Consider the following 15531-nt stretch of genomic DNA (forward strand, 5'->3'; position numbering starts at 1 on the left):
ATAGATTCGTAGATATGTTTATGCCCATTAATTCACTAGCTGAATTCACCATTCCATTGTTCTTAATGAAGGGCATCGATGGTAATTTGATCACTTCTTTCAAATCGGACGATATCAACTGATTGGCCAGTTCTTACCCAGTGAACCATTTTCTCAGCTAATTCAATCGCATTGACTCGATCACAAACCGTTGGATTTCCACCGATACACTGTGCTTCTTCAATACTGACCGACCGAAAATCCACATCAATGTTTCCTGAGATCTGTTCTTTTATCTCTGCTTCGTTTACCATTTCATTAAATAATAAAAGGGCATAGTTACTTCCCTCTTGATATCTCTCGACTAACTTCCCAGCGATCTGTTGAAAATCCGATTGCAATTCTCCCTTTACATATTCACATTCAAGCGCTTTTGCTGCTGTTTGTATAAAGGCTCCCGTTATCTCGCCCGGAATCTTAACCAGGAATAGCCTTTTATTTGTGAACACCAAAGAACCTGCGGTATCTTTCACTTTATTGATATTGTTAACCACTTCATTTATCGCACTATCAAATCCTAATGGGTACAGGTTCGGATTTTGTTCATTAAAGAGGTTGATTGGGATTAATAGGATCCGGCAGGCATCATTTCCTTTCAGCCACTCGTAATCTATTTGTTCCCTCTCATTATAAAATAGGAATAAAATATCTTTTTTCTCGACAACGCTTGCTAGATGAGCAACCAAACTAGAATATGAAATAGACGGAAGCCTTGTTCCTTGTTCCAATTCGCTAAACGTTAATTCCTCCAGCGCTGATTCATTCACATTGCTCGTGTAAATCCCCGTTACATGCGTATTGGGATCCTGTTGGAACCAATAGACTAACCGATCAATTACGACGCTGACGACTTGTGGAATCGTTCCAACTTTTACAATACCAATTTTTTCCAAAGTATTTGCTCCTCTCTTTTCCTATGGCTATTTTCGCATAGATTCTTGTTTTTCGTATAAGTTCATCAACCCGTATACCTATATGCTTCGTGGCATCTTTTCGTAAGAACCTGTGCGAAAATTGCCTAGAAACTTAAGTTATGACCCTTATAAAGCTCCAATAGCAACGAAGTTTACGAAAAGAGCCTTTACTATCATTTCTACTACAATTGATGTGATGAAAATATGTATATTTATCTTGTTGAAAGAGTGAACGAACATTTCATTGTGTAATCGTTTACACATTTACTATATAACTTTACCCACTTTATTTCAACACCTTTCCATTCTTTTGTTGGTGAAATAAATAAAACCCACCAGCGGCGGACACTGGCAGGACATTTTCCTATTATTTAATTCCTGACGTTTTAATCCCCTCGACTAAATACTTCTGCATCGAAAAGAAGACGATGAAAGTTGGAACCGCACATAATAATGCCGCAGCTAAAACGACACTCCAAGGTGTTTCGTAGCCGCCACCAACGATATTTGCCAGTGCTACTTGAACAACCCACAGTTCTTCTTTCTGATTGATAATCAGCGGCCACAAATAATTGTTCCAATTTGCTGTGAAAAAGCCGATGGTAAGAGGAATCATCATGGGTTTCGACAATGGCAGAACAATCCGGAAGAAGGTCCCGGCAATTGATAACCCCTCCATATAGGCGGCTTCTTCCAGCTCTTTAGGAAAATCTTTGTAGAATTGTCGAAATAAAAAGATACCATACGCGTTAAAAATCATCGGAACAATTAACCCTAAATAGGAGTTGGCCATCCCTAAATTTTTCGTCACCATATAAAGAGGAATCATAATAACGGTAAATGGAACCATTAACGTACTGATCATCCAGCCAAAAACTAAATTCTTACCCGGAAAGTTTAAGCGCGATAATGCATATCCACTCATGGAATGGAAAAGCAATGCAATGACGGTGACTGTAGTTGAGACAATTAGAGAGTTCCAGATTGCCCGCAAGATATTTTTTTCCAAAACTGCTTCGAAATTTTCCATCGTCAGTTTTGTAATGTTTAAATTTGGTTTAAAAACATCTTCTGGAGCTTTAAAAGAACTGATGACCAAAAAGAAAATAGGAAGAACAATTAGAATTCCGCACGCTATTGTAAAGATGGTTAACAGTCGTTTATTTTTCGTCATAAATTATTGCACCTCCTAATCTTTATCGGAATACATCCTTAGCTGAGTAAGTGAAAGTACAAAAATAATTAAGAACAATACAACAGCTAATGCAGAGGCATAACCCATATTTAAAAATTCAAATGCCTGTTTATAGATATAAAGTACACTTACCATGGTTGAATTTGCAGGTCCACCTTTTGTCATAACCATGATTTGGTCAAACACTTGAAATGAACCAATTGTCGTAACAATCAGGATAAAAATTGTCGTTGGGCGCAGCAAAGGGAGCGTGATGTTCCAAAAGGCTCTCCAGCCAGTCGCCCCATCTATTTGAGCAGCTTCATAATAATCTGTTGGAATTTCCTTAATCGCAGCCAGGAAAATCATCATATTATAGCCGAGGTTTATCCATAGAATGACGATAATTATAGAAATCATCGCTTGACTCGTTGATCCCAAAAATTGTTGTGTTGGAATCCCTATAAGATCGAAAAATTGATTAATGAAGCCGTTACGTGGATCATATAAAAACATCCAAATCACAGCTGAAATAACCGAAGTAATCGCGAAAGGAAGTAGAAACAGCGTTCTTGCCAACCCTTCAAATTTTTTCTTTATATTATTCATGACAACAGCGAAAAACAACGATGAACCCACCAGAAGTGGAACATAGATAATCGTAAAAATAAAGGTTCGATAAACCGATTGCCACCAATCTTTATCTTCAGCTAGTTTTTTATAATTATCAAAACCAATAAATACCTTTGGGCTTAATGCATTCCAATCATGAAGACTTACATAGAATGCATAGACCATCGGAACAAATACAAACACCGTCAAACCTAGTAAGTTAGGTAATAAAAAACCATAGGCCGTTAATGTTTCTTTTCTTTTGAAATTCACATTCATTCCTCCTCGGCAGTATCGAGGTATTAATATTTGGAGGTCTAAAGTGACCTTAGGTAAGTCACTCAGACCTCCAATAGTATTACTTCTTCTTTAAAGCCTCTTCAATTTTTTTATCAGCTTCTTTTGCCGCATCTTCACCCTTAACCTTACCAAACATAACTTTCTGCATCGCTTCTCCAACAGCATCTACCACTTCTGGACCATAACGCGGTTCTGGAATAGCAGAATCATAGATTTCTTCCGTAAATACTTTACGAAGTCCTTCACCGTAGATTTTTTCTCCTTCTTTAATGACTGATTGTCTTGGAGAGTAAGCAAATTTAATTTCAGTAGCCCATTTTAATGGACGAGAACTATCTTCAGCAAAACACCACATGATAAATTTAGCAGCCTCTTTTACATTCTTACTCTTTGAATTGACTGCCATCTTCCATCCGCCCGCATCTGTTGCCGCTTTACCACCAGCTGGTGTAGGGATTGGAGCAAGCCCGATTTCAACATCTTTAAATTGATTTTCAAGAACTGGTACAGCCCAGGTACCAAGAATTGTCATAGCAGCAGAACCTGTTCCGATATTAGAAGCATCCCATGGGCCGTATTGTAATTTAGATGGTGCGGATCCATCTTTGAAAAATGATCCCCAATAATCCAACGCCTTCACTACTTCTGGTGAAGTAAATGTAGATTTTGTTCCGTCTTCATTTAATACATTTCCACCTTGCTGCCATAAGAAAGGATACCAAATGAAGTTAAGGTATGGACCTTTATCTGTTGGAAGAACAAGACCAGCTACTTTGTCAGTTGTTAACTTTTTAGCAGCAGCTTGTAGTTCATCCCAGGTTTTAGGTACTTCAACACCTTTATCTGCAAGCATCTTTTTATTGTAATATAGCCCTAGTAATTCTAATTCATATGGTAGAGCAAGTACTTTATCTTGATAAGTGACCGCTTCTAGAGAAGCTGGAAGGAAGTCTTCCTTTGCACCTTCTGGGAAATATGAATTTAAATCAGCCATAATTCCTGATTGGGCATATTTTGTAAAGTCCCCTGGACTGACCATGAAAATATCTGGGCCCTCTTCATTTGCAAATGCTACCGGCAATTTTGTAGTTGTATAATCACTTTGGTTAAACGCAGTGTATTCAATTTTAACCTGATCTTTGTGCGAGGTATTGTATTCTTTAACTAAGTCTTGGAAAAATTTCTTTTCAGCTTCTGAGTGAAAGTCCCAGAATTTAAGTGTAACAACTCCATTAGAATCCCCATCACCAGAAGATGATTTTGAACTGCTGCATCCTGCTTGTACAATGAGAATAAGCACGATACTAAAAATCAATAACGACTTCCATATTTTCATTTCAATTGCCCCCTCTTTATTAGCATTTTAAAATCTCTTGTAATCGATTACATATAAATTGTTTTTTTGTAAGACTCCCCCTTTCACTGACCTATGAATCCAGCAATCCCTTATTCTATTACTTTTAATTTCTCACTGACTCTTCAAGGATTTCAGTGCTTGTAAGTGAAGTGCGTCCGGCATGTGTAATCGTTTACACATTACACAAAAAATATAACACAGTTCACTGTAAGTCCTGACCCCAGAGTTAGATGTGCATACGTGTAAATTGTTTATACATTTAGTAAAAAATTGACTTTGACTTTACAATAAATATTAGTGTTATCGTTTCGAGAAAAATAGTTTTTCTATAATCATTTACACGTTAAACAAAATATAATTTTGAGACCAATCTTATTTTTTGTTGCATGTAATCGTTTACATGTTTATCTTATTAAAAACTTCAGAAAATATCAATACTTTTTCGAAAAATTTTTAATTATTAATTAGGTATATAGTCACTAGTTGCAAATACTTTAACATAACCTAACTTTTATATCCCCCCTACAAAAAAGTGCCTGACACCATCGTTAATACAATGGGTGTCAGGCACTTTTTTAAGGCAGCTCTGGTTTTGAGTAGACTTGAGTGTGTCAGGCACTACAGGTGGACATATGTCCACCGTTGGTGCCTGACACCCAATTTAGGAAACTCGCTTTAAATTTTTGAATTGACCTTTTGATAAGACGGTTTTTTCTAGTCGATGAGCCATTATGCCTGCAAATACCGCTAAGATGATATCTTTTGGCAGTGGAGCAACCATCCATAACCAGGCCATTTTGTAAGTAAAGCCTTCTGGAGCAGCTGACCAAAGCTTATAAGCAAAGTACATCCAGTTTGTTCCGAAAAGGTAGTTGACTGCCATTCCGATTAAGGATGCAATAATAAAAGCAGCCATCGTTTTTTTCTTTTCGACAATTTTGCCAATGATAAATGCTGTAAAAATATAGGAAATAATAAAGCCGAATGTAGGTTTAAATATAATAGAAAGCCCTGCTCCAAATTGAGCAAATATCGGAACTCCTACCAAACCAACGAGCATATACACAAACATTGAAATTGATCCTAATCGACTGCCTAAAATAGCCCCTGCTAAAATAGCAAAAAAGGTTTGCAGCGTAATTGGTACCCCACCCACCACCATAAAAGGCACAAAAGAGGTTATGTTAGCCCCAATCGCCATTAAGGCTACAAACATTCCCACTAGTGTTAAATCTAACGCTCTAAATTTGCTATTCATTCTCCCACCCCAATTAATTGTTATAATCTTAAAGTAAAGGGTGAGACAAAATACTGTCAACCGATTTTTTATGAAAGTTAACAATAAGAGGATAATCACAACAAAAAAAGGTCAGGCACCCAAAAAAGAACATTTGTCCACGAGTAGTGCCTGACACCCACTTTTACTTCGTTGTAATATCGGTCAGGATGGCGTAGCCGTTGTTTACTTTTAGTTTCGCTAGTATTTCTCCTTTTGCAGAGGCTTTTTCCCATTTTGTGCCTGTGTTGTCCTCCAGGTAGTAGTTATCCAAATCATAGCTAATAAAAGCAGTTTCTTGGCCTTGGTTGTTTTTATCGATGTAGCTTATCGTTCCGTTGAGGTATTTTCCCTTTTCTGGTTTCGAAAGGGTGACTTTAACGGGCGTGTGGACGCCTTCCTTTTTCTGCATCAGAACAAACACTTCAAACTCTCCACCTCGTGCCTGTAATCTTGTGACTATTGATGGTTCCACCAATTTTATTGGGACCTCTTCAGCTTCATATCGAAGGGTCACATAATCACCTCTAAATACGTCGGATGGGTCGAGTGGTTTCGTTTGGAGAATCATATCTTCCCCTGTTATCAAGGTATAAAGGGGCTTGACGCACATGCCTAATAGAATGAGCACAGGCACGAAACAAGCCAAAACTAGCTGCTTTGCTCGCTTATTCATGCGTACTCCCCCCTTTTTTCCTTTGTTTTTCAAAGTAAAAACCGAAACCAAGCAGCAGGAATCCTCCGATGATAAATACGAACGATTTTGGCAAAAACTCAAAGGATAAATCAAGGTAAAAACGGAAAATCATCACACAAAGAATAATGATACTGAGCAGACTTCCTCTTTTGATTAAATACAAGATGTAGAACAGGTAAAGAACGGAAAAAGGAATATACAACCAATCAAGTGGCCAGCTTTCTTCAAAAGATAACAATAGCGCGGCCCCACCATGAACGAGGTATCCTAATACAACATAAATGTCTCTAATTTTCCCTTTAGAAATAACCAGGGCCACGCCGATAATCAAATAGATTAGTCCGTACACATAATTAAAATCTTGATAATCAAACCGGTTGATTATATAACTAATGATCGTCCCGATAAATGCCAGCGACAACAATCCAGTGACAAAACCCGTCACTCTTGAAAAACCAATTTTTTCATTAAGGGCATAAATTGCTGCAATCCAAAGCAACGTCCAATACGGGATGCTAATTCCTTGAAGATATTGCCCATCGAGCATGTATTTGAGGACAAAAAGGGCGGATGCTAGCAAAATCCATTTATCCCGTAATACCCATGCCAACGGCAATATACCTAGTGACCACCATAAAAAGGCGTTCTGGGAATTTGTTCCGAGGTGAAACATTTGCTCAACCAGGAAAATTCCCGCCCCGAACACCAGACCGCCTAAATAATAAAGACTCTTTGATGTCTTGGGGAAGTTCTTTTCCATTTTGTATCCCGTGAGATTGCAAGCGACAAACAAAGTGATGATTACAAGGAATTTCACACTTTTCCCTATTTCATCCCAATTGCTTGCGATAAAACTGAGCACCCCAGCACCAATTAAAATCGTACCAACATACAATAGTGTTTTGGTAAATGAAAGTTTCTGTACCTCGTAAATCGTTTCTATCTCAAGGGACTTACCTGCTGGCAGAATCTCAGAATTTTCTAAGTACTTAAGTTCCCGCTTTAAAAAATTTAATTCAGTCTGTTTTACAATACGCTTCTTCAACCATCCCACCCCTTTTTGCGTCTATTTTTTCAAAAATCCCCCGCAAATCTACTTCAAACTAGATGCTGTTCAGTTAAGCTTATTCGATAAATATTGTAAATATCCTTTGATTACAAAGAAATGGAATGGCCCTTACCTAAGCGAAATATTAAACTTATTTTAAATAGGAAAAAGCCGGATTCATCACTGAACCCGGCCCCTTCAATAACGTTTATTTTTCAAAAATTGCATTGGATAATAGTCGGAATAGGTAATCCGTATGGTCACGGAAGCCTGCTTCTAATCCATGTTACGTCCTTATCCTTCTCTTTAACAATTACTGCTTTACCCTTTGCATCAGCTTTTCTATTAATCCAATGCCCTACCATAAAGAAATCATCAGAGTTGGCTAGACTTGCAACTACTTCATCATTATCAGTGCCGGTATACCAAATTGGGCGGTACACAAAACCAAGGTCATCTTGATCATAACCTGCAGTTATACAATCCCGGGCATAATCGGAACAATCCTTTTTGTGGCTTCAATTCCACTCAGCTTCGGTAGATTGATATCCATAAGAATGATGTTGGGTTTAAGCCGTTTTGCCAATTCTACTGCTTCCTCCCCAGACCCAGCCTCACCTACTACCTCAAATTCCTCCACTGTCTCTAACATTTTTAGTAATCCATCTCTAAACATCGGGTGATCTTCTACAATTAAAATCCGCATCCTCCGTTAGTTCCCCTCCATCCACAATGGCAATCTCACCTTGATCATCGTTCCATTGTAGGGCCTATTTTGAATCAAAAATTCGCCGCCAACTTCTTCGGCACGTTCTCTCATCGAGTGTAAACCAATCCCGTTTTTTCGGTTCTCAGCAAGTCCGATTCCATCATCTTCTATTAATATTGTTAAATGTGTATCATCTGTTCCCAGCGTTATTTTACAAATCGATCCCTTGGAGTGCTTAACCGCATTCGTAACTGCCTCTTGTGCAATCCGATAGGCTGCCACTTCAATGGCCGCATGAAGCTGAAAATCTATAGGATCCGCCTCAATAAATACTTTTACGGTACTGTCTTCATATTGTCTGCTAAGTTCATCCATGGCAAAAATAAATCCTAATTCATCTAAGGCGGGCGGTCGTAAGTTGTAGACCAATTGACGAATATTCCCGATAGCTGCCCGGAGGTTATCTTGTAATTCAAGTAATCTATTTTTCACTGTTTGATCCACTTCATTTTGAAAAACTAAGGTATCCATTTTTAGTGAGATGCTAGCTAGGCTCGCTCCGAGTCCATCATGCAAATCCCTTCGCAGCCTTTGCCGTTCCTCTTCTCTTAAACTTACAAGCTTGATGCGTGCATGTTGCAGTTCTCTTGAAATTCGGACTGTTTGCACTGCCAATGTTACCTGCCTTAGTAAATCATTTAGTAAATAGACTTTCTCTGGAGGAAGCGTCTCCTGTAAAGAGCGAGCGCCCACGATGAGAGTGCCGATACATTCCTGTTGCATTGTTAGTGGAAATTCCGAGTTCATTCGAATTTCTTGACCGAACGAAGCGACTCGTTGAAATTGCCCCTCCATTTTTATATCAATCGCGGCAAATGGTAGTTTGAGTGCTTTTGCCACTTCCTCCACAATTGTAGGCAGGACCGAAGCATTCGACATCGTTGATTCTAAGCGTTTGGTTAGTGAGGATAAAATTTTATAAGGGTCATCACGATCCCCGTATATTAAACGATTGACGGATCGCTGTACCTTTTCTCGTAAGGGTTGAAAAAATACAGCCACAACCCCGGTTGCTAAAAGCGAAATAAAGATATTGTTTTGATAATTAAATAGAATCCCTAGTGACCCGATAATCAGTACATAAACGCCCATAACGACGATGGTAACAAAGGAATAAACAATGGTCCGACTAAATAACGTGGAGAGATGGCGTTGCCGCTGCTCTAATATGGCAATTCCAATTGAAAATGGCATGAACAGAAGGGCCAAGTAATAAACAAACCACATAAACAGTTTTACAAGTCCATTCTCGCTGAAATTAGTTGATAAAAGCAGCGCCAACACAGAGAGGATAAATCCGCTCATACTAACAGCGAACCATCGAATTTGCCTTTTTAATTGCTTCGTTTCGGCATGTTGATAGCGATAAATTTGCGAAAAAATAACAAGGAGATGCAGGATAATCCATGTACCCGTTCGAGCGGCCATCGGCCAAGATAAGGGATCGATGATTGATCCAGGAAAAAAATAAGTACCGATATTCCCTCCTAATCCGATAAATGCAGGGACCAACAACCACCTGGGTCGAAACCTTCCATCCGGGAACAGAAAGAAAAAGAATAAATACAATTCCCCTACAAAACTGTCTACTTTAAGAAGGCTTTGCAAATGTGGCGCCTGTAAGATTATTGGATTGCTTATGCTCATCAGTGTTCCAGTTGCAATAAGCATCATCGATGTGAACAAACAAATTCGATCCTTCAACCCATAGACATAAAGAAGGCAGCCCGCCGCAAAAAAGGACAAGAATTGGATAAATAATAGAATCACAAGGATTCCACTGTAAAAGGACATTGAAATTCCATAGGCTTGCAATCTTTCGGCTTCCCCTAAGGAAAGCAAGAAAAGGTCGGTACAGCTTTTACCTTCACACCCTTTTAACAGCCAATCGTAGACCTGTGTCTCAGAATAGAGAAAAAGGGATACCGAAATAACCGTTATATACCACCAAGCACCATGTGAAAAAAAATAAGATAACCACTGAAAGAATTTCCTCATAGACATTCCTCATTATCATTGACTTGACCCTAGCTAACTATTTTCTATATTATTTCAACATTACGCCCGAAAGACCTGCCCGCTAAAAAAGTAAAGGTGTCAGGCACCCAAAAGGACAAATGTCCACGAGCGGTGCCTGACACCTTTGATTATTTATCCCGGCAGTTTTTGCAAACTTTGATGGTTTGGTTTGTTTCTGTTTGATGTGGATATAGTAGTTTGATTCTTGTTCTTCCACATAGCGGGCAGGTTCCGCGCCCGTTTGAAGGCAGGTAGCTGATTGTTTTCCCTCGGTTTCTCTTTGCCATCTCCATCCATCCCTATCCATATTAGATTCTTTTCTTTATCTAATGATGGACTGGCACAAATATTGTTAGGCATATAATTGTTTTTTGAAAAAAGGTTTTGCCGGAGGTCCAGTTGTCCGGTGAATGCTTTTTTTTGGATGTTCGTTTGGGATCATGATTTCAGTACAGGATTAATTGATTCCATTCACCTGTGATAAGTACTCATCATTCAACACAGAATCAATCTTAAGCATCATTCGAACATCATCTGGAACAGTGACTTTTCTTCTCGTTTCCCGATTAATAGTCGTAAGAATCACTTCAGCAGACATAACCAGTTCTTTCCCATCCTTCAAAATCGACTGCATGAGAGTAAAACTTGTATTTCCCACACGTTCGAGCCCCGTCCGGACCAACAACTTTTCATGATTGAATACTTCCTTTTTAAAATCAGCACCAAGGTGAACAACCACCGCCTCCACTCCTAGCAAAATACAATATTGGTACCAAACCTTTCGTGCCTGATCTAAATAATCTATGAGTTTCACATTATTAACATGACCCCCATTCGTTTCTGTAATTATGCTCAATTCTGAATAAGCCAAGCGCTCTCCCCCTATATTCCATCCTAATCTAAAATTCCCTGTATACTGAAATTCGCCACTAGCTAACAGGTTACCTGCCCCACACAACACAATTCCTTAATAGATTTGTCCTCCCACGGTGGACAAACGATCCATTTGTCCACGGACGGTGCCTGACACCATTACTCACTTTCACTGACACCACTCACCTTCCAGCTTTCATGCATTTTTGCTCAACTTTCTACATACATTTCTAAGAAGAGCAAATATTTCAATGGCTGCACGACTATATATCACTTTCCATAAGATAGGAATAAGAGGCGAGACTTAACTTTTTCAAATGGAAAGGAAAGATGTGGTGCTTCAATATGAAAAAAAGCGGAGCTTATCATGATTCGTTTCAAAATCTTCAAGAGAATGGGATGACATTCGAACAGGTTTTTGAACGGATTGTATCATTCATGAAATTAGATCAAAGTGGAAAATACAAACTAATGGTCGGCACAGATTCTCAAGTCCATAGATCTACGACTGTGTTTATTACCGGAATTGTCATTCAGAATAAGGGAAAAGGAGTATGGGCGTGTATAAGGAAGGTGGTCATCCCCAGAAAAATGACCCACTTACATGAGCGGATATCTCTTGAACTATCATTAACAGAGGAAATTGTTACGATGTTCACCGAAGAGAGGAAAAATGAGTTGATCAATCTTGTCCTTCCCTATATCTATCAAGGAGCTACCTTCACAATAGAGGGACACATTGATATTGGTGCAGGTAAACGAAACAAAACGAGTGAGTTTGTGAAAGAAATGGTAACCAGAATCGAATCCATGGGCGTTGAACCAAAAATCAAACCGAACGCCTTTGTTGCTTCCAGCTACGCAAATCGATACACAAAATAGGGTATCAGGCATCACAAAATAATGTGGTGCCTGACACCCTTTTTTATCATCTAATTTAAATACAATCCAGTTCAACTTTAACGGTCGTGCCTTTACCGCTTTTACTTTCGATATTCATAGTGCCATTATGTTCCTGGATGATTTTATTGCTTACGGTAAGACCAAGGCCGATTCCTTTGTCCTTCGTAGTGTAGAACGGAGTTCCCAAAAAGTGCATAAGTTCGTTGTCAATTCCCATTCCTTCATCAGAAAAACTTATCTGCACACGATTGTCTTCCACCCTTTGGACATGAATATCGACATTCCCGCCCAACGGCATAGATTCAATCGCATTTTTTAAAAAATTAACAAAAACCTGTTTCAATTGATTGGGACAACAAATTAAAAAGATGTTATCTTTTTGATAATGGTTTGTAATTTGAACATTATGTAACAATGCTTGCGGATGTAAGATATTAATCGTACTCTCTAAGATTGAAGTTAAACTTTCTTGTTCAAATTGAATCGCCTGCGGCTTTGCTAACGACATAAATTCATTGACTATGATATCAATACGATCTAATTCGTTCATGATGATTGATAAATATTCACCTTGTTTTTCTTTGTTCGACGTATCTTTCAAAAGCTTTGAAAATCCTTTTAATGAGGTCAACGGGTTTCGTATCTCATGAGCAACCCCAGCAGCTAACTGGCCGATAATTGAAAGACGGTCTAAATTTCGGAGGGCATCATCATTTTTTATCCTTTCCGTGATATTTCTGCCAACCGTTACATAGGAATCAATCTCTCCTCGTTCATTAAAAATTGGAGAAATGGTGGTCTCGGAATATATTACTTCCTTATTCTTGGTTTGCATCTGAATTTGGATTAGTTGAGGTTCCTTGGTTTCTATTAACCTTTGATAAACCTTTTTAAAATGGTCTATTTCTTTTGGTATGATCAGATCATAGACGCTTTTACCAATTAATTGATCAGGGCTATAACCGATCCCATCTTCATGAGATGGAGATGCATAGATAACCTTTCCATCATTTGAATAGACCTTGATCATATCCGCGGTATTTTCAGTAATAAGCTTGTACAGCTCACGTGTTCTTTTTAATTCTCTTTCAATATTAATATGTTCTGTAATATCTCGAAAAATAGCAATTACAGCAATAATTTCCCCGAAGGAATTTCGAAAAGGAGAATATGAAACGGCGATATCAAGAATGGATCCATCCTTATGGTACCGTTGCGTAACCATATCGGAAAAGGCCTTACCACGTTTAACTGATTCAATAATATGATTCACTATGTCAGGATCAGGTAATTCATCAATTTTTTTACCTAATAAATCGTCCTCTGTAAAGCCAAAAATTTTCGTATACATTTGGTTCATTCGAATAAACCGATTCTCCATATCGACTATACAAATCCCATCCGCTGTACAGTCTAGGAATAAATCAATTAAATCATCTGGATTATAAACCACCGATTCATTCTCTTTCGTAAAAATCGGGAAAAACTTCGACATAGAGATCTCTCCAAACACATCAAATATACTCTTAATCTCCATTTTACAGAGTTTTTCGATAAAGAAAAGAAGAATATTACAATTACCACTCACTACAGCGTCAATTATAGTGTCAATTACAGGGTCTACTACGGTGTCAGGCACCACAGAAAGACATTCCCTGATTTCGTCCGCCCCACAAGTACAAATTATAAGTGTTGCTACATAAAAAAACGCTTGGACCACTTTGGTAAGTGGCCAAGCGTAGCTCTTTCTATTGATGAATGGATGTTTTTCCGCTTTGATCATTATTTTTCGTTAAATTTATAGACCGGTATACCTAAAGGCTTCGTGGCACCTTTTCATAGAAACATAGGCAAAAATTGCATAGTAACCCTAGTAACCGACCCTTATAATACTCCTAAAGCAACAAGTATATGAAAATAGCCTTTTTTAATCGACTGGGCGGTCCTCAAAATCGTAGTCAACGATTCCTGCTGCAACACGTGAATTTTCTAATGCCGGAGTTTCTGGACGGGCAATTTGATAAACAGACGCACCAACAATCTCAGCCGCCTGCTGCAGCTTTTCCTTGCTGATTTTATCTATAGTATCTGTTGGCTGGTGGTACCATGGCTCAACCGGTGAATGGATGAATAATGCCGATGGAATTCCTAATTCATGGAACGGCTGGTGGTCGCTTCGGCCTAATTGTCCATAAGGAATGGCCACACCCATTGTCCTTACTCCTGCTGCTGCTCCCAAATCGGTAACAAGGTTCTTTTGACCGTCAATCGTATACATAATTAAGCCGCCCGCTGGGTTATCTGCTCCAGCATCTCTGCCGCCGATCATATCCATTTGGAAGTGTGCAACCATTCGGTCCACGTCATCTTTCGGAAGCTGGGAAGCATAGAAGGACGAGCCCACTAAACCTCTTTCTTCCGATCCAAATGTAAGGAATCGAACCTCTGTATCAATTGGTGCTTTCGCAAAAATCCTTGCTAACTCAAGGACAGCTGATACACCTGAGGCATCATCATTTGCCCCTGGTCCACCATGAACAGAATCATGGTGGGCACCGACAGTAACGATTTGGCCGGTATCCTTATTCTTGCTCGGCTTCAATTTAGCTTCAACAACATAAGATGTTTTCTCGATTTTTTCAATATCCACGTCTAATGTTGCCGTAACCGATCCAGACTTTAGTTTTTCCACCAAAGCTAGACCTTGTTCCCTTGTAATCGCTACAGATGGAATATTTTGACCCTCAGCAGCTTGTCCAAAGGCGTTACCATTTGAACTGTTGTTGTACATGAGTACCCCAACAGCACCTTTATCTAAAACATTTTGGACTTTTTCGATAAACGTTATGTCCCCACGTTCCACCAAAGCAATTTTCCCTGCCACTTCATCCGGAACTTCCCCAAGCCTCGCTTTCCCAACATTCAAAAGCGGAGCGGTTACATTCCCGGTCACACTGCCGCTAAAGGCACGAGGTTCTGCCCCTTCGATATTTAATCCACCAATTTTTACCCAAACGTGGTTTGTCCGATAATCATAGATTGGGAAAGGGATCACTTTTGTTTCAAATCCCAAGCTCTTAAATTGGCCCTCTATGTATTTCACCGCACGAACTTCCCCTTCGGTTCCAGCTTCCCTTGGCTGCTCTGACAACAACGCGATGGTGCTATACATATTATCTGCACTAATTTTCTTGATAATTTTATTATCAAAGGCTGTGTCTGATTGTGCATTTGGTGCACTTATTGTTTGAGCATAAACGGTCCCGCTAGACAGAACCATCCCTGCTGCTAAAATGGTAATAATAGATTTACGACGAAACATGTTATTCCCCCTTTTATTATAAATTCTCTTAATTATTTACAAATTTACAATATTTAGTAAACTAAAATCGTATTACAAAACACGTGAAATTCCTATTAATTTCAGCAAATTTACACTATAGAAAGATTAATAACATAATTATTTTTTATGAAAAACTATTAAGACATAGGTATTCCTCTCTAAATATCATTAGAAAAAATAGCCCTCTTCGAATATATCTACTTATCT

At 38.8% G+C, this 15531-nt stretch carries 15 protein-coding genes; 1 reads left to right on the plus strand and 14 read right to left on the minus strand.

The annotated features are described in order from the left end of the window. Positions 1-62 precede the first annotated feature (62 nt). The 12 genes from ACJ004_RS24085 to ACJ004_RS24140 form a co-directional block, all read right to left on the minus strand. The gene (locus ACJ004_RS24085; protein ID WP_410895673.1) at positions 63-932 is read right to left on the minus strand and encodes a 6-phosphofructokinase; all 870 of its coding nucleotides are present in this window, start codon (positions 930-932) and stop codon (positions 63-65) included. A 388-nt stretch (positions 933-1320) separates the two neighbouring features. Next, positions 1321-2127, minus strand: coding sequence for a carbohydrate ABC transporter permease (locus tag ACJ004_RS24090; RefSeq protein WP_410895674.1), 807 nt, complete (start codon positions 2125-2127; stop codon positions 1321-1323). A 15-nt stretch (positions 2128-2142) separates the two neighbouring features. Beyond that, entirely contained in the window at positions 2143-3012 is an 870-nt protein-coding gene (locus ACJ004_RS24095) for a carbohydrate ABC transporter permease (protein ID WP_410895675.1), read from the minus strand. Positions 3013-3097: 85 nt separating this feature from the next. Further along, on the minus strand, positions 3098-4375 hold the full coding sequence (locus tag ACJ004_RS24100) for an ABC transporter substrate-binding protein (protein ID WP_410895676.1): 1278 nt from the start codon (positions 4373-4375) through the stop codon (positions 3098-3100). Between the two features lie 682 nt (positions 4376-5057). Further along, positions 5058-5654, minus strand: a complete 597-nt coding sequence (locus tag ACJ004_RS24105; protein ID WP_410895677.1) for a biotin transporter BioY — start codon at positions 5652-5654, stop codon at positions 5058-5060. A gap of 163 nt (positions 5655-5817) precedes the next feature. Continuing rightward, a complete protein-coding gene (locus ACJ004_RS24110; RefSeq protein WP_410895678.1) occupies positions 5818-6348 on the minus strand; it encodes a GDYXXLXY domain-containing protein in 531 nt (176 codons plus the stop codon). Beyond that, positions 6341-7414 carry a DUF2157 domain-containing protein gene (locus ACJ004_RS24115; protein WP_410895679.1) on the minus strand — a complete coding sequence of 358 codons (1074 nt, stop codon included), beginning with the start codon at positions 7412-7414 and terminating at the stop codon, positions 6341-6343. The genes ACJ004_RS24110 and ACJ004_RS24115 overlap by 8 nt, the downstream gene beginning before the upstream one ends. A gap of 263 nt (positions 7415-7677) precedes the next feature. Further along, positions 7678-7860 (minus strand): hypothetical protein, encoded by a 183-nt coding sequence (locus ACJ004_RS24120; protein ID WP_410895680.1) that lies wholly within the window; start codon positions 7858-7860, stop codon positions 7678-7680. 32 nt (positions 7861-7892) lie between these two features. After that, complete coding sequence (locus tag ACJ004_RS24125) at positions 7893-8123, minus strand: response regulator (protein WP_410895681.1); 231 nt, start codon at positions 8121-8123, stop codon at positions 7893-7895. Positions 8124-8129: 6 nt separating this feature from the next. Beyond that, positions 8130-10184: a sensor histidine kinase gene (locus ACJ004_RS24130; protein WP_410895682.1), complete on the minus strand. Its 2055-nt coding sequence runs from the start codon at positions 10182-10184 to the stop codon at positions 8130-8132. Positions 10185-10266: 82 nt separating this feature from the next. Next, on the minus strand, positions 10267-10512 hold the full coding sequence (locus tag ACJ004_RS24135) for a hypothetical protein (RefSeq protein ID WP_410895683.1): 246 nt from the start codon (positions 10510-10512) through the stop codon (positions 10267-10269). Between the two features lie 150 nt (positions 10513-10662). Further along, on the minus strand, positions 10663-11076 hold the full coding sequence (locus ACJ004_RS24140; RefSeq protein WP_410895684.1) for an acyl-CoA thioesterase: 414 nt from the start codon (positions 11074-11076) through the stop codon (positions 10663-10665). Between the two features lie 347 nt (positions 11077-11423). On the opposite strand from ACJ004_RS24140, the gene ACJ004_RS24145 reads away from it, so the two are divergent. Further along, a complete protein-coding gene (locus ACJ004_RS24145) occupies positions 11424-11960 on the plus strand; it encodes a ribonuclease H-like YkuK family protein (protein WP_410895685.1) in 537 nt (178 codons plus the stop codon). A 55-nt stretch (positions 11961-12015) separates the two neighbouring features. Here the strand turns inward: ACJ004_RS24145 and ACJ004_RS24150 are convergent, their stop codons facing one another. Further along, positions 12016-13476, minus strand: coding sequence for a PAS domain-containing sensor histidine kinase (locus tag ACJ004_RS24150; protein ID WP_410895686.1), 1461 nt, complete (start codon positions 13474-13476; stop codon positions 12016-12018). A gap of 432 nt (positions 13477-13908) precedes the next feature. Further along, positions 13909-15303, minus strand: coding sequence for a M28 family peptidase (locus ACJ004_RS24155; RefSeq protein WP_410895687.1), 1395 nt, complete (start codon positions 15301-15303; stop codon positions 13909-13911). Between the last annotated feature and the right edge of the window lie 228 nt (positions 15304-15531).

This window comes from Neobacillus sp. 204 (genome assembly GCF_046562815.1).
Classification (GTDB): Bacteria; Bacillota; Bacilli; order Bacillales; family Cytobacillaceae; genus Neobacillus.

Bases quoted from the DNA above. Each gene is read 5' to 3' on its own strand.
- ACJ004_RS24090 (WP_410895674.1), bottom strand. From the start codon at position 2,127: ATGACGAAAAATAAACGACTGTTAACCATCTTTACAATAGCGTGCGGA.
- ACJ004_RS24100 (WP_410895676.1), bottom strand. From the start codon at position 4,375: ATGAAAATATGGAAGTCGTTATTGATTTTTAGTATCGTGCTTATTCTC.
- ACJ004_RS24105 (WP_410895677.1), bottom strand. From the start codon at position 5,654: ATGAATAGCAAATTTAGAGCGTTAGATTTAACACTAGTGGGAATGTTT.
- ACJ004_RS24110 (WP_410895678.1), bottom strand. From the start codon at position 6,348: ATGAATAAGCGAGCAAAGCAGCTAGTTTTGGCTTGTTTCGTGCCTGTG.
- ACJ004_RS24125 (WP_410895681.1), bottom strand. From the start codon at position 8,123: ATGCGGATTTTAATTGTAGAAGATCACCCGATGTTTAGAGATGGATTA.
- ACJ004_RS24130 (WP_410895682.1), bottom strand. From the start codon at position 10,184: ATGAGGAAATTCTTTCAGTGGTTATCTTATTTTTTTTCACATGGTGCT.
- ACJ004_RS24135 (WP_410895683.1), bottom strand. From the start codon at position 10,512: ATGGATAGGGATGGATGGAGATGGCAAAGAGAAACCGAGGGAAAACAA.
- ACJ004_RS24145 (WP_410895685.1), top strand. From the start codon at position 11,424: ATGAAAAAAAGCGGAGCTTATCATGATTCGTTTCAAAATCTTCAAGAG.
- ACJ004_RS24150 (WP_410895686.1), bottom strand. From the start codon at position 13,476: ATGTCGAAGTTTTTCCCGATTTTTACGAAAGAGAATGAATCGGTGGTT.
- ACJ004_RS24155 (WP_410895687.1), bottom strand. From the start codon at position 15,303: ATGTTTCGTCGTAAATCTATTATTACCATTTTAGCAGCAGGGATGGTT.